Origin of the sequence: Westiellopsis prolifica IICB1 (assembly GCF_004323185.1) — a bacterium.
Taxonomy (GTDB): domain Bacteria; phylum Cyanobacteriota; class Cyanobacteriia; order Cyanobacteriales; family Nostocaceae; genus Pelatocladus; species Pelatocladus prolificus_A.
This window is the reverse complement of the sequence record NZ_NAPS01000005.1, coordinates 49,655-63,866: the sequence shown is the minus strand read 5'-3', so window position 1 is coordinate 63,866 and position 14,212 is coordinate 49,655. Positions and strand designations below refer to the sequence as shown.

Below are 14,212 nucleotides of genomic sequence, written 5' to 3'. Positions count from 1 at the left end.
TTGACAAGCAAACTTTAGCTGGGTTTTTAAACTCAGCAAAGTTAGATTGGTTTACTGCTTTTCCATACTGCATCAGCAGAAATTGGAGTTATTTGTGTGGAAAACGCAAGTAATACCTTTTTGTTGTTGTAGTGTGTAATGTGGTGTGGAGGAAAATTTTGAAACAAAGAAAGTTGGTTTATTTAGGAATTTTAGGAGCTATTTGTCTGCTAGGAACTCAGCCTGTAAAAGCACAGGGAGAGGAAAAGTTGACTAAAGAGGGTATTTCCAGCACAAAGATTCTGCAACTCAGTGATATTCAGATCCCCTACACCAGTGTTAAAGACTGGCTAGCACAGGATCAACAACAGAGTGAAGTCATACAAGTAACAGGGGTGCGCCTTTCTTCAACAACTAATGGTTTAGAAATCATTTTAGAAACTCCTGCTTCTGACAAGCTGCAAACTACAACCAAAAGTGAGGGGAATAACTTTATCGCAGATATTTCTAACACTCAACTGCGGCTAGCAACAGGCGACTCCTTTCGCCAAGAAAAACCAGCTACCGGAATTACAGAAGTAACGATAACGAACCTAGATGCGAATACTATCCGAGTAACAGTCATAGGTGAAGCAAGCATACCAAAAGTTGAACTGTTTGACAGCAATGAAGGTTTGGTTTTCGGTATTATACCAGCTACATCCTCTACACTTCAACAGCAGCCACCACAAACACCAGACACGGTTAAGCCTGAGAGTGAAAATCCGCCAACACAGCAAGATAAGCCTAGTAGTGAAACACCACCAGAACAACCATCTGCTCAGGACGAACAACCCATTGAACTGGTGGTAACAGGTGAACAGGAAGGTGAATACAGTGTACAAAATGCTCCCAGTTCTACAAAGATTGATGCATCTTTACGCGACATTCCCCAATCCATTCAAGTTGTTCCCCAGCAGGTATTAGAGGATAGACAAGTCACACGTTTAGACGAATTCACAGATAACGTGAGCGGTATTCAAAGGGTATTCGGCTTTGGAACTGCATCAGGCTATAACATTCGCGGTTTGTTTTCTGGGTATGGAAGCCTACGCAACGGCTTTATAGAAGGAACCCAGCGTGATATAGCTAATATTGAACGGGTAGAGGTTCTAAAAGGCCCATCATCAGTACTTTACGGCGGTGGTAATTATACCTTAAGTGGAATAGTCAACACTGTGACAAAAAAGCCTCTTGATAGTCCTTTTTATCAGGCTAACTTCACTGCTGGAAGTTTCGATTTTTATCGCTCAAGTATTGACGCTACTGGGCCATTGTTAAGCGATCGCTCTGCTTTGTACCGTCTGAATGTTGCCTATGACAATGCAAATAGCTATCGTGATTTTGTAAATAGCGAAAACTTTTTCCTTGCACCCGCTTTGACTTTGCAGCTTAGCCCGCGAACAACACTGACTACCGAATATGAATATCTCGACTACAGTTATATTTTTGATAAAGGATTACCTTTAGATCCGGTATCTTTACAACTTCCAGTTAACAGGTTTATTGGCGAGCCCGGTCTCGATCCAACTACTGGCAGTATTCACTCGCTTACTAGTGTTTTTGAACACAAATTTAGCGATAACTGGCAATTTAGACAAGGGTTGAATGTAACTATTAATAATACGGAGGTTGGTAACGCCAGAATCTACTCTACATCATTACAAGAAGATGGTCGTACACTTGATCGTACATCTTCTGTAGGACCGCAGAAGAGTGAAAATTATACTTCACAAAGCGAACTATCTGGTAAATTTAACACAGGATCTTGGCGTCACAATTTTCTGGTAGGAGTGGAGTTAGCCAGATCTAAATATGGCTATGATGTTTTTGAAGCTCCTTTAGCTCCTATTAATATTTTTAACCCAGTTTATGGTGCTAGACCAGGAGAATTCACACTGAGTTTTGCTGGTGAACAAGGAGCAGATAATATAGGTATTTACTTACAGGATTTGGTGGAACTTGCGCCTAATCTAAAAATTATGGCTGGTGGTCGTTTTGATGTGGTTGATTCTTTCTTTAAAGACCGTCCAACTAATACAGTAGTTAATGAGCAAACCGACAGCCGATTCTCACCGCGCGTTGGTATAGTTTACCAACCGAGCAACTCCACATCCCTTTATTTCAATTGGACTAACTCTTTCGTTCCCCAAATATTTAGTAGAAGCCGGACGAATGAACAATTTAAACCAGTAATTGGCGAACAGTTTGAGTTTGGGTTGAAGCAAAATTTATTCGATGAACGTCTGTCAGCAACTTTGGCATTTTATCAGATTACCCGACAAAATGTGCTGACAGCAGATCCTGTTGATCCTAACTTCAGCGTCCAGACAGGAGAACAAAGAAGCCGTGGTATTGAACTAGACATTGCTGGAGAAATATTACCAGGTTGGAAAATTATTGCTACCTACGCTTATATAGACACTGTTATAACCAAAGATAACAACCCGGATATTATTGGCGACCATACAGCAGGTGTACCTGAACATAGTGCTAGTTTATGGACTACTTATGAATTTCAAAAGGGTAATTTGCAAGGTTTAGGTTTTGGTTTGGGATTAGTATATGCAGCAGAACGGGAGGTATCTTTACCCAATACATTCACAGTTCCCTCATACCTGAGAACTGATGCATCTATTTTTTATCGTCGGAGTAATTACAGATTTGGTCTTAACTTCAAGAATCTATTTGACGTAAAGTATTACGAAGTTGATGGTTATAGTCTTCTTCCCGCAGCACCTTTAACAGTGCTGGGGACAGTATCCGTGGAATTTTGATCTATGAACATAACAATTGTTGCATGGGGTTCTCATGGTGATGTTCGTCCTTACATCGCTTTGAGTTTGGGATTACAACGAACCAATCATACTGTGTGGTTAGCTACTCAACCCTGGTATAAGGAATTTGTTTGCAGCTATGGTATTAACTTCGTTCCTTTAGACTGTAATGCTTGGACAGCAAGAAAAAGTTCATCTTTTATAGGTATAAACCATATCCCTTTCAGCACTATCTACGGTCATAGTAGCCTGTTGGAGCCAATTGAGGACAGCTTTTTACCAGCATTCTGGCGTGTTTGTCAAGGTTCCGACGCGTGCAAGTATTGGATGAAGACCTCTGGGATTACGAATTACCAGACGAGGTGTTCACTATCAAAGAATCAATACCCCATGAATGGCTATTTCCACAAATGATAGCTGTTGTTCATCATGGTGGTGGTGGAACAACTATAAATAGCATTCGTGCTGGTGTGCCAGTAATTAGCATTCCCTACGGTCACGATCACTTTTTCTGGAGTCATCGGGTAGCAGACTTAGGTTTAGGATTGCGACCAATTCGGCAAAAGCAACTGTCAGATGGAGTGCTAGCAGATGCAATTCAAGCCGTTATTAATGATAAAGCTATGCAGGCTCGTGTAGCAGCTATGGGCAAAAAGATTCAAGCAGAAAATGGTGTGATACGAGCGATTGAAATTTTGGATCGCTATTTATCATCTAATATCACTTCTTTATAATAAGGCAACATATAACTACTTCAGAAGGCAAAAACTCAGGATATATAACTCCAATTATTTGGAGTATTAGTATTAAACAGGACTTACGCAAAAATTGCCAAAAATCTTAATTTATCGTAGACGCGAAGCGGCTTCCCGAAGGGTACCGCCAAGACGCCAAGAACGCCGAGAATGCGTAGAGTGTGCGTAAGTCCTATTAAATTCAAAATCATTGAAACTGAACTGAAAATAGTAGCAATTTAATTTTAATTATGGTAAAAATTGTATTTTGTATTTGGCATTTGCAGGGCGAATTTAATGGTAGCTTGAAACTAGCAAAAAACTTAAAATCTCTTGGTCACCAAGTGTGTTATTTAGGGATACCAGATTCTGAAAATAATTCAGTTATACACGGCTTTACATTTATACCAATTCTAGAAAAATGGTTTCCTAAGGGATTTCTTCGGCAGATAGAAATTAATCACATAAAGTTTACAGGAATAAGATTGTTAATAGAGCAATTAAAATACCTAAAATACTTTAAAACTTTTATTCACTCCTTTTTTAAAGGAGAAAATCAGGAAATATACACAATACTAAAAGAAGTTAATCCTGATTTACTAATTATAAGCACATGTGCGCCACTCTACTCTAGCTTATTGGGGTTAATAGCTCATCAATGTAAAATTCCAAGTATTTATTTGACAGATATGTTTATATTCTTACCACCACCAAATACAATTAAACAAGAAAAAACAGATATATATTTATCTCAAGATTTTAATTTTCAAGAAGTTAATTTTACTATTAAATATCATATCAAAGATTTTATAGAAAAAATAAAAAAACAAATTACTTATTTTATGGGTATCGATTTAAATGTTAAAAATATTATCAGAAAATTGGCTATTAACACTAAAGTACCTCTAGAATTATTGGATTTTTCTCAAAGTCTTCCATTTCAATTACCACATCTATTTTTGTGCCCAGAAGATTTAGATTTACCTAATTCCTCAAGAGAAAGATGCTATTATGCTGAAGCTTCAATAGATTTGCAAAGAAAAGAAGTTCCTTTTTCATGGTATAAGCTGGATCGGGACAAATCACTGATTTATTGTACTTTGGGAACCACTGCGGGAACTATTCAAGCTTTAGGTATAGAAAAAATAAAATATTTTTTTCAGGCTGTAATTGATGCTATGTCACTGACCAAGGAATACCAATTAGTATTATCAGTAGGTACTTATATTAGTGTTGAAAATTTTTATTTCGTTCCTGCTAACGTAATAATTGTTAACAATGCACCACAATTAGAACTTATTAAAAGAGCATCTTTAGCAATAATAGCAGGAGGAATACATACTGTTAAGGAATGTATATTTTATGAAGTGCCAATGATAATATTTCCTGTATGGGCTGACCAACCAGCAAATGCAGAAAGAGTTGAATATCATGGTCTAGGTGTGGTTGCTGATATTAAAAATGTATCTGCAAAGCTCATAAATGATTTAGTTGAAACAGTAGCAAATGATTTATTGTTGAAACAACGATTAGAAGCATGGGGCAATAAATTTAGGGAAATAGAAGGCTCTGGTAAGGCAATGAAATATATAACGAAAATATTAGAAGATGCTAAATTACTTAACTAACTATAAAAAAATTAGGTTGAACCAAAGATTTTGGTACTGGTTATGTGGAGTTGGCAGTCAAAACCTTTGATATTTTGGGTGCAAGTCTGTGTGCTTTGTTAGATCCTAAGACGAGTCAGAAATGATAGATGATACGGATCTAGAGACTAAATTCATACTCTTAATCGGCAACGCCAAAATTTGAGAGGGCATTTATTTATATGACTAGCTCAGGTGTATCCGTAATTATCCCTGCTTATAATGCAGCGAAAACAATTGCAGAAACTCTCGAATCCGTTTGTGAACAAACTTTTTCAAACTGGGAAGTCATTGTTATTAATGATGGCTCTAGCGACGAAACAGCTGCTATAGTCGCAAGTTTCGCAAAACAGGACTCTCGGATGCGTGTAGTGAGTCAACCACATATGGGAGTGAGCGCTGCTCGAAATACTGGTATTGATTTAGCACAATTCGACTGGTTACTATTTCTTGATGCTGACGATTGGATTTTGCCCCTACACCTAGAACAGTTGACAACCATCCTTAGCTCAGACCCCAAACAAGATGCTGTTCGCTGCTGCTGGATGCGAGTAACTTCTGAACGCAAACAATATGGTCCAGTAGTTTCAAGTTCATTCAAAGATGATCTGTTTCCTGCATTGGCTCAAAGTGGTCCAATGGCTATCCATACCTGTATTGTCCGGCGATCGCTTGTGCAAGCAGTCGGGAGTTTTAACCCGATGCTCCGTACCTGTGAAGATTGGGATTTGTGGCAACGAATTGCGCGGACTGGTACTCACTTTAGTGAAACTAGTGAAGTACTGGCACATTATCGCATCCGAACTGACTCCAGTTCGACTAATGCACTGCAATTGCTGATTGATGGTTTTCAGGTGATTACTCAAGGACATGGGCCCGATCCGAGAGTACAAAACCCCCATCCCGATTATGTCAATGGGCAACCAATAGATCGCCTTTCTAGTGCTAAACTCAACTGGCTCTGCTATTGTGCTGGACTAGCTCTAGGTTCTGGTGAAGACGCCCGTCCGCTACTTGATTGGATTCAAGATATTCGCAATCCGGAACTTTTGTCTGTAGGCAATGTTAGATCAATACTTTATGCTTTACCATTGCCCACATGCCCACCACTATCTGAGTATCACAAATTCTGGCAAAATCTAGAAGCACCGATCAACGACTTCTTAACAGCTCTGGAAAATCACTTAAGCGCGACTGGGCTGGTTCATCGTGCGCGTCCCCATATGGAACGCATCATCTTAGAGGATGCAGTAAAAGTACGACCTGTAACTGTTGGTAATACCCACGCTATTCGAGTAGAGGTGACAGAGCCGATTCAGGACTTGTTGACTCCTTCTTCAACCGAACGCCTACATTGCACAATTGAACTAGAGGGAGAATGGCTAGGAATCTTGGAATTACCAGTTTTTGATGGCATAGTTTTTGGTCGTGTTCTGGGCGATGCGATCGCAGCCAAGTTTGCTTGGCCAATTCTCGGTCGCTTTTTTGAGCACGTGATTTACCCCGACTTCAACATTAAAAAGGAGCTTGAAGGCTTGGCAATCCAGCGAGATAATCTGTGCCTTGCAGATGGATTACCCGAAGGAGAGCAATTTTGGACACAAGCTCATGAAAAAGTCGGCTGGACAGTATTTTTACAGGAAATTTGGGGATATTCAGACTGGTCTCAAAATGTTTTCTATCAGCAAAATACAGTACAAAAAGAAACTACAAAACGCCTAGTCGTAAATGACTGTCTAGTAGTTGAAGTTAGCGATGAGTTGTTTGATGTAGAGGTTTCTGGTAACTCTCTAAATATTGTTGTCACAGTAGGTGGGGCGGTAATTGGAGGCTTCATAATGCCTGTTCAATCGGGTATTGTCAGCGCTCAAAAATTGCGCTCTACAATACTTTTGGAGAGCGGGTTTGAACTATGTCGAGCCGCTGTTCGGGAAGGCTTGCTTGGCAGATCCCTTACAGAGAAAATACCGCTCCGAGACCGCTTAGTCGAAGTTACAGCCAAACGAAGAAATCAAGACAACTCTGAGATAGAAGCATTTGTACCTGGTCTGGTTTCAGGCACAGCTAAAGCTCTAAACCCAATTTTATCCTTAAGAAAAAAGGCAGTGGTAATTGGTTGTCGGACTATGGAGCCAATAGGTAGTAGTGCTTCTCGCTGGGCAATGCTTCCGACAAAAGCTATTGATGAGTTAACTGATGCTGCTCTAGTTTCCAATGAAACATTAGTTCAAATATCTCCCCAACTCAAACAAAAATTAGAATGGGTGCTTTATACACCAGATCTGATTCTACATTCGTCCATAACTCAGTGGCGGTCTGCAATGGTAACAACCACTTTGGATTCATTTAAAGTGAAGTGTACTAAAAATCATGACCGGGGAGTATTCGAGACAATCTATGCTATAAATCCAGACCCTTGGAATTACGAAAGCCCATATGAACAGACAAAGTATGAGCAAACTCTTTCTCTTTTGCCACCTGTTCAGATTGAACGAGCTCTTGAGCTTGCTTGTGCAGAAGGTCTGTTTACAAAGCAACTAGCTCCTTTAGTCGATAACTTAATTGCCGCAGATATTTCCCAGATTGCTTTAAATCGTGCTGCTGAACGCTGTACCGGACTGGAAAATATTAGTTTCATGCATCTCGATTTTATTAAAGACCCTCTTCCTGGTTGTTTTGATCTGATTGTCTGTAGTGAGGTTCTTTACTTTGTGGGTGACAAGAAAGACTTGCAAATAGTCGCTCATAGATTTGTCGATGCGCTTAAGCCTGGTGGTTACTTTCTCACCGCCCATGCCAATCTTGTTGTCGATGAGCCTGATCGCACTGGTTTTAACTGGGATCATCACTTTGGTGCAAAAGTGATTGGTGAAACATTCAATTCAATTCCAGCTCTTTACCTCGTTAAAGAAATCCACACTCCTTTGTACCGAGTTCAGCTCTTCCAAAGAGAGTTGCACAATGGTTCAGCTCAAGAAAGACCACTTTCAGAAATAATTGAGTTGCCACAGCCTGTACTGCCCATACCTAGTGTTGTGGAAGAAGTGCTATGGCAAGGTGGGCTACCCCAACGCACTACCCCCAAAGTGTCTGCTATCACTCATACTCTAGAGTTACCAATTTTGATGTACCATCGGGTAGCCCCCAGCAGTTCATCAAAAATACCTAGTTTAAGGGTAACTCTTGAAGCTTTTGAAGAGCAGTTGCGTTTTCTACAGGATGCTGAATTCTATAGCATTAGCCTAGAAGAATGGCGCGTAGCTATGGTAGCAGAAAAACCGCTTCCAGGAAGGGCAGTACTCATCACTTTTGATGATGGCTACTTAGATTTCTTTACCTATGCTTGGCCTCTATTGAAACGCTATGGCTTTTCAGCTATAGTTTTTTTGGTCGCGGATTTAGTTGGAAAGACTAATGTTTGGGACAGCGCTTATGGCGAGGATATACCCTTACTAAACTGGGAACAAATTAAGCAACTCCAAAAAGAGGGAGTTGAGTTTGGCTCTCATTCAGTTAGCCATCGCCATCTCACTTCCTTATCATCTGTAGAGATTGTACGCGAAGGTGTGCGATCGCAAACAATTTTGCAACGAGAGTTGGGAGTACCTATTAAAGCTTTTGCATATCCATATGGTGATGTCGCTTCGGTAATTGAACATTTAATTGGAGCTTGTGGCTACGTTTTTGGTTTGTCCTGTCAATCAGGTCGTAGCAGTTTTCAGGACTCTCTACTAGCACTACCTCGCATTGAAGTTGAAGGTTCAGATAGCTTAGATAATTTTGTGAAAAAGCTCAGTCCTTTGAAAGGTTAGCAATATGAATTCAGCTAGCTATTGGTAACAAGAATAAGCAGCTCCATATAGCTGCTATAAACAAACAGAATCAGGCACAAGATTAAGTTAACAATGTATAAGTTTGAACTTTAGGAGGTTTATCCTTGATCGTTGATGCGCTAGAAATCACAGAGAACACAGTTGTAGATTATGATATCTGTATTGTGGGAGCTGGAGCAGCGGGGATTACATTAGCAAAAGAATTTTTAGACAAATCATCATATCGCGTCTGCCTTCTCGAAAGTGGAGGACTAGAACCTGATGAAGATACACAATCTTTGTCTAAAGGTGAGGATGTTGGATTTCCCTATTTGAAGCATATGGCTTATTGCCGCTCTTTTGGTGGCAATACTAATCTTTGGTCTTCATGGTGCCGACCACTTGACGAGATTGACTTTGAATATCGTTCCTGGGTTCCTCACAGCGGCTGGCCCTTTAAAAAGCAGGAGCTAATTCCATACTATCATCGCGCTCAAAAAGTTTGTCAGCTCGGTCATTTTGATAATTACGTTCCTGCAAATTTAATCAAAGATATAGGAGATGCTAAATTACAGTTACTTCCATTTAATGAAAATCTATTAGTTACAACAGTTTGGCAAATTACTACACCACCACTATCATTTGGGAAAGCTTACCGAGAGGAAATTAAGTGTGCGAAGAATATATATGCTTATCTTCATGCAAACGTAGTAGATATTGAAACAAATGATACTGGTCAATCTGTTACCAGAGTTAGAGTTTTATGCATGAATGGAAAAAAGTTTTGGGTCAGTTCGCTGTTTTTTATTTTAGCAATGGGAGGAATTGAGAATCCACGCCTCTTATTAGCATCTAACAAAATCCAAAGTGCTGGTTTAGGCAATCAACATGATATTGTCGGGCGGTTTTTCATGGAGCATCCGCATCTTCATGGTTCTGGTAGCATCACCATCTCAAGACAAAATCATTATCCACTTTTGTACGCACAGGAAAGCGGAAAGTCTTATGGAGTGACAGTAGGCTTAGGTATTTCTCAAGAATTACAAAAGAAAGAAAAGTTACTTAACTACACTGCTACACTTTTGCCTTCTCCTCAACCTTTAACTTTCCCGGTTTTAACTATGTTAGAGCAAGCTCCCGATCCAAACAATCGCATTACTCTTAGTCGCGAGAAGGATAAGCTAGGCGTAAATAGAGCGAGACTAAATTTGCAACTAAGCTTAATTCATAAACGTACAATTCTCTGTTCGCAACAAGTTATCGACAAAGAGCTTCGTCGTGCTGGAATTGGTCAGATGAAAATTGATCTCTGCGAAGATGATCAATCTTGGCCTCCTCAAATATTGGGAAATGGGGGACCTTTAACAGGGGGGGATCATCAAATGGGGACTACACGTATGCATATAGATCCCAAACAGGGTGTTGTTGATGAAAACTGTCGAGTACATGGGATTAGTAACTTGTACGTAGCTGGATCTTCAGTATTTTCCACTGGCGGTTCAGCTAATCCCACACTGACTATTGTTGCTTTGGCAATTAGGCTAGCCGATCACATCAAACATATTGTTAAACCCCGCCCTTAAGGGCGAGGTCTCATTGATTGATTGATGTGTCTTTCAGCCTACCCAATAGCGCTCCAGTTTTAACTTAATGTTAAGTATTATCAAATAGACATTTTTATATCCTTACGGTAAAATCACAGTGATTTTGAATCTATCCAAGATTAAAACCTTTAGCATAAAACTGCGGTATTCATTATGGGGACTGCTACTAGTACAAGTATTAACTGCTTGTAGTCAAGTTTCCTCAAGTCCACCTGTGACAACAAAAGATGAGATTGTGCTGGCTCTTTCATGGGAAGATTTTGATGACAAGGGGTTCGACCCAACTATGGGCTGGAATTATTACGGACCTCCATTGTTTCAAAGTACACTACTGCGCCGTAACGAAAATCTAGAACTGGTAAATGACCTTGCTCAAAACTACACTATTAGTAGCGATCGCAAAATCTGGAGATTCAAAATCCGTGAAGATGTCCGCTTTTCGGATGGTCAACCCCTCACCGCCGAAGATATCGCCTACACATTCAACCATACTAAAGAGAGTGGCGGATTGGTAGATTTGTCATTATTAGACAAAGCGGTTGTCAAGGGAAATTACGAAGTTGAATTACACCTCAAGCAGCCTCGGATTACTTTTATCAATCAAATAGCAAACTTGGGAATTGTACCAAAACACGCCCATAACAAAAACTACTTCCGTAATCCCATTGGTTCTGGCCCCTATCGCTTAGTGCAATGGAATCCTGGCGAACAGATTATTGCTGAAGCCAACCCTTACTACTACGGAACGTCACCTAATATTAAACGGTTGGTGATTCTTTTAACTCTTGAAGATGCAACCTTGGCTGCGGCGAAGGCGGGTAGAGTTGATGTAGCGCGTATTCCCCCATCACTTGCAATTCAGCAGATTTCCGGGATGAAGTTGTACGCTCACAAAAGCGATGGTCATGCCGGATTGATGCTTCCTTATATCCCCAACACAGGCAAGAAAACTTCTCAAGGATACTCCATTGGCAATGACGTAACCGCAGATCCAGCAATTCGTCAAGCAGTTAACTATGCTATTAATCGACAGGTGTTAGTTGATGCTATTCTCGAAGGCTATGGTTCTCCTGCCTATACTCCAGTCAGTGGTATGCCTTGGGAAGAAGCCAAAGCTGCAATCCCCGATGCTGATGCTAACAAAGCTAAACAGATTCTCACCGCAGCAGGCTGGCAGGACAATAACGGCGATGGCATTTTAGAAAAAAAAGGATTAAAAGCCGAATTTAGCATTCTCTACCCTGCTAATGATAGCGTCCGCCAAGGACTAGCATTAGCTGTAGCACAAATGCTCAAACCAATCGGTATTCAAGTCAATGCGGAAGGCAGAAGTTGGAAAGAAATTGGACACCGATTGCACAGTGATGTAATTCTCTATGGATTAAACACCTATGATCCCTTAATAGTGTACAACCTCTACCACAGTTCGGCAGCGCGAGGTAACTGGCAAAATCCTGGTTACTATGCTAACCCTACCGTTGACCAAAATCTTGACAAAGGTATGACAGCAGCCTCAGAGACCGAAGCAAGATTATTTTGGCAAAAGGTACAGTGGGACGGTCAAACAGGAATCACTACCAAAGGCGATGCTGCGTCCGCTTGGCTGGTTAGTCCCGACCAAACTTACTTTGTGAATAGCTGTTTAGACCTTGGCAAACAAGACAGTACAAACAAAAACTATACAGGTTCAATACTTACCAACGTTACCTCTTGGAAGTGGAACTGCGATTGACCTATGAAGCATATCTGGCGATTCTTACTGCAAAAACTCCTACACTTGCTGCTGCTACTAGTAGCAATGTCAATAATTAGTTTTGTCTTAGTAAGCTTGTCTCCTGTTGATCCGGTAAGTGCTTATATTGGGGCCGATGTGATGCGTGTTGGTGCAGAACAACGGGAATTAATTGCCCAACGTTGGGGATTAGATCAACCCATGACTACACGTTTTGTTCTTTGGCTAGGACAATTACTCCAAGGTAATTTGGGAACTTCCATGACCTACAACCAAATGGTGTCCCAAGTGATAGCCGAACGTTTTGAGGCATCATTGGCACTGATGGGGTTGGCGTGGTTATTTTCTGGTGCATTCGGTTTATTGTTGGGTATTGTAGCAGGAGCCAAGGAAGGGTCTTTAGTAGATCGGGCAATTCGGCTGTATGCCTATACTTTGGCATCGGCTCCCGCTTTTTGGATAGCCCTACTATTGTTAATTATGTTCTCAGTCTCACTGCAAGTCACCCCGATATGCTGTGGAAGCCCGCCCGGTGTTTTAGCTGGTGATGTGACATTATGGCAAAAGCTGCACCATTTGCTATTGCCTGCCCTTACCCTGAGTGTGATTGGCATTGCTAGTATTGCTCTCCACACCCGCGAAAAGCTGATTGAAATTCTGCATAGCAACTATGCTTTATTTGCCTATGCCCAAGGTGAAACAACAACTGGGGTAGTTCTACATCACGGTTTGCGTAACGTTGCTTTACCGGCGATTACCTTGCAATTTGCCAGTTTGGGCGAACTGTTTGGTGGTTCTGTACTAATTGAAAAAGTATTTAACTATCCTGGTTTGGGTGATGCTACTGTACAGGCGGCATTGCGAAGCGATGTCCCTTTGTTACTTGGTATTGTTATCTTTAGCGCCATCTTTGTTTTTATAGGTAACACTTTAGCCGACCTCAGTTACCAGATTATCGATCCCCGTATTCGTTTTGGAAAATCTGCATGACAAAGCCTGCGATCGCCATCCCCACTCTACCAAATCACCCGCCAACTAAGCCCAAAGGCTTGGTATATTTGGGTAATCGCCGTCGCCGCACCCTGGCGATTGCCCTTTTATGTTTTGTAATTTTTAGCACTCTGTTACTAGGATCGCAGTTAGTTGGTACAGAAGGGTTAGAAATTGCCTTACAAAATCGCAACCAACCACCCTCACTGGTTCATCCTTTCGGTACTGATTGGTTAGGCAGAGATATGTTTGCTCGCACCCTCCACGGCTTAAGTTTAAGCTTGTGGGTGGGTTTGTTGACAGCTATCTGTAGTGCGGCGATCGGGTTAATCTTGGGAACTGTATCAGCAACGATGAATAGTAAAGTTGACGCAGCGATCGTATGGCTGATTGATGTGTTCTTAAGTTTACCTCATATTGTGCTAATTATCCTGATTGCCTTTGCAGTTGGTGGTGGGGTTCCAGGCTTGTTGATCTCCGTCAGTGTCACCCACTGGATGGGTTTGGCTCGACTTTTACGAGCTGAGGTACTGCAAATTAAAAACTCAGACTATGTACAGCTTTCCTATAAACTAGGACATTCTTCCCTGTGGATTGCTCGTCATCATTTGTTGCCTCATTTGATACCTCAGTTCATGGTGGGACTAGTATTACTATTTCCCCATGTAATTTTACACGAAGCCGGTCTAACCTTCTTGGGGCTGGGTTTACCGCCAGAAATGCCAGCAATTGGCGTGATTTTAAGTGAAGCTATGCGCTATCTGTCGGCTGGTTACTGGTGGCTAGGAGTTTTACCAGGAGTGGCTTTACTAATGGCTGTGAAGCTGTTTGATATTTTGGGTGCTAGTTTGCGCTCGCTACTTGACCCGAAAACAAGCCAAGAATAACACTACAAGGAG

At 41.1% G+C, this 14,212-nt stretch carries 9 protein-coding genes; all 9 read left to right on the top strand.

Going from position 1 to position 14,212, the window contains the following annotated elements:
- The first annotated feature begins 155 nt into the window (after positions 1–155).
- Positions 156–2,795 carry a TonB-dependent siderophore receptor gene (locus tag B4U84_RS28290; RefSeq protein WP_476426407.1) on the top strand — a complete coding sequence of 880 codons (2,640 nt, stop codon included), beginning with the start codon at positions 156–158 and terminating at the stop codon, positions 2,793–2,795.
- Between the two features lie 3 nt (positions 2,796–2,798).
- A complete protein-coding gene (locus tag B4U84_RS28285) occupies positions 2,799–3,209 on the top strand; it encodes a glycosyltransferase (RefSeq protein WP_131121413.1) in 411 nt (136 codons plus the stop codon).
- Positions 3,110–3,529, top strand: coding sequence for a glycosyltransferase (locus B4U84_RS28280; protein WP_510650820.1), 420 nt, complete (start codon positions 3,110–3,112; stop codon positions 3,527–3,529). The genes B4U84_RS28285 and B4U84_RS28280 overlap by 100 nt, the downstream gene beginning before the upstream one ends.
- 251 nt (positions 3,530–3,780) lie before the next feature.
- On the top strand, positions 3,781–5,157 hold the full coding sequence (locus B4U84_RS28275; RefSeq protein ID WP_131121411.1) for a glycosyltransferase: 1,377 nt from the start codon (positions 3,781–3,783) through the stop codon (positions 5,155–5,157).
- 200 nt (positions 5,158–5,357) lie between these two features.
- Positions 5,358–8,987, top strand: a complete 3,630-nt coding sequence (locus B4U84_RS28270) for a trifunctional glycosyltransferase/class I SAM-dependent methyltransferase/polysaccharide deacetylase (RefSeq protein ID WP_131121410.1) — start codon at positions 5,358–5,360, stop codon at positions 8,985–8,987.
- 125 nt (positions 8,988–9,112) lie between these two features.
- On the top strand, positions 9,113–10,570 hold the full coding sequence (locus B4U84_RS28265) for a GMC oxidoreductase (protein WP_131121409.1): 1,458 nt from the start codon (positions 9,113–9,115) through the stop codon (positions 10,568–10,570).
- 118 nt (positions 10,571–10,688) lie between these two features.
- On the top strand, positions 10,689–12,323 hold the full coding sequence (locus B4U84_RS28260) for an ABC transporter substrate-binding protein (RefSeq protein ID WP_131121408.1): 1,635 nt from the start codon (positions 10,689–10,691) through the stop codon (positions 12,321–12,323).
- A 3-nt stretch (positions 12,324–12,326) separates the two neighbouring features.
- The gene (locus tag B4U84_RS28255) at positions 12,327–13,313 is read left to right on the top strand and encodes an ABC transporter permease (RefSeq protein WP_017308466.1); all 987 of its coding nucleotides are present in this window, start codon (positions 12,327–12,329) and stop codon (positions 13,311–13,313) included.
- On the top strand, positions 13,310–14,200 hold the full coding sequence (locus B4U84_RS28250; RefSeq protein ID WP_017308465.1) for an ABC transporter permease: 891 nt from the start codon (positions 13,310–13,312) through the stop codon (positions 14,198–14,200). The genes B4U84_RS28255 and B4U84_RS28250 overlap by 4 nt, the downstream gene beginning before the upstream one ends.
- Positions 14,201–14,212 lie beyond the last annotated feature (12 nt).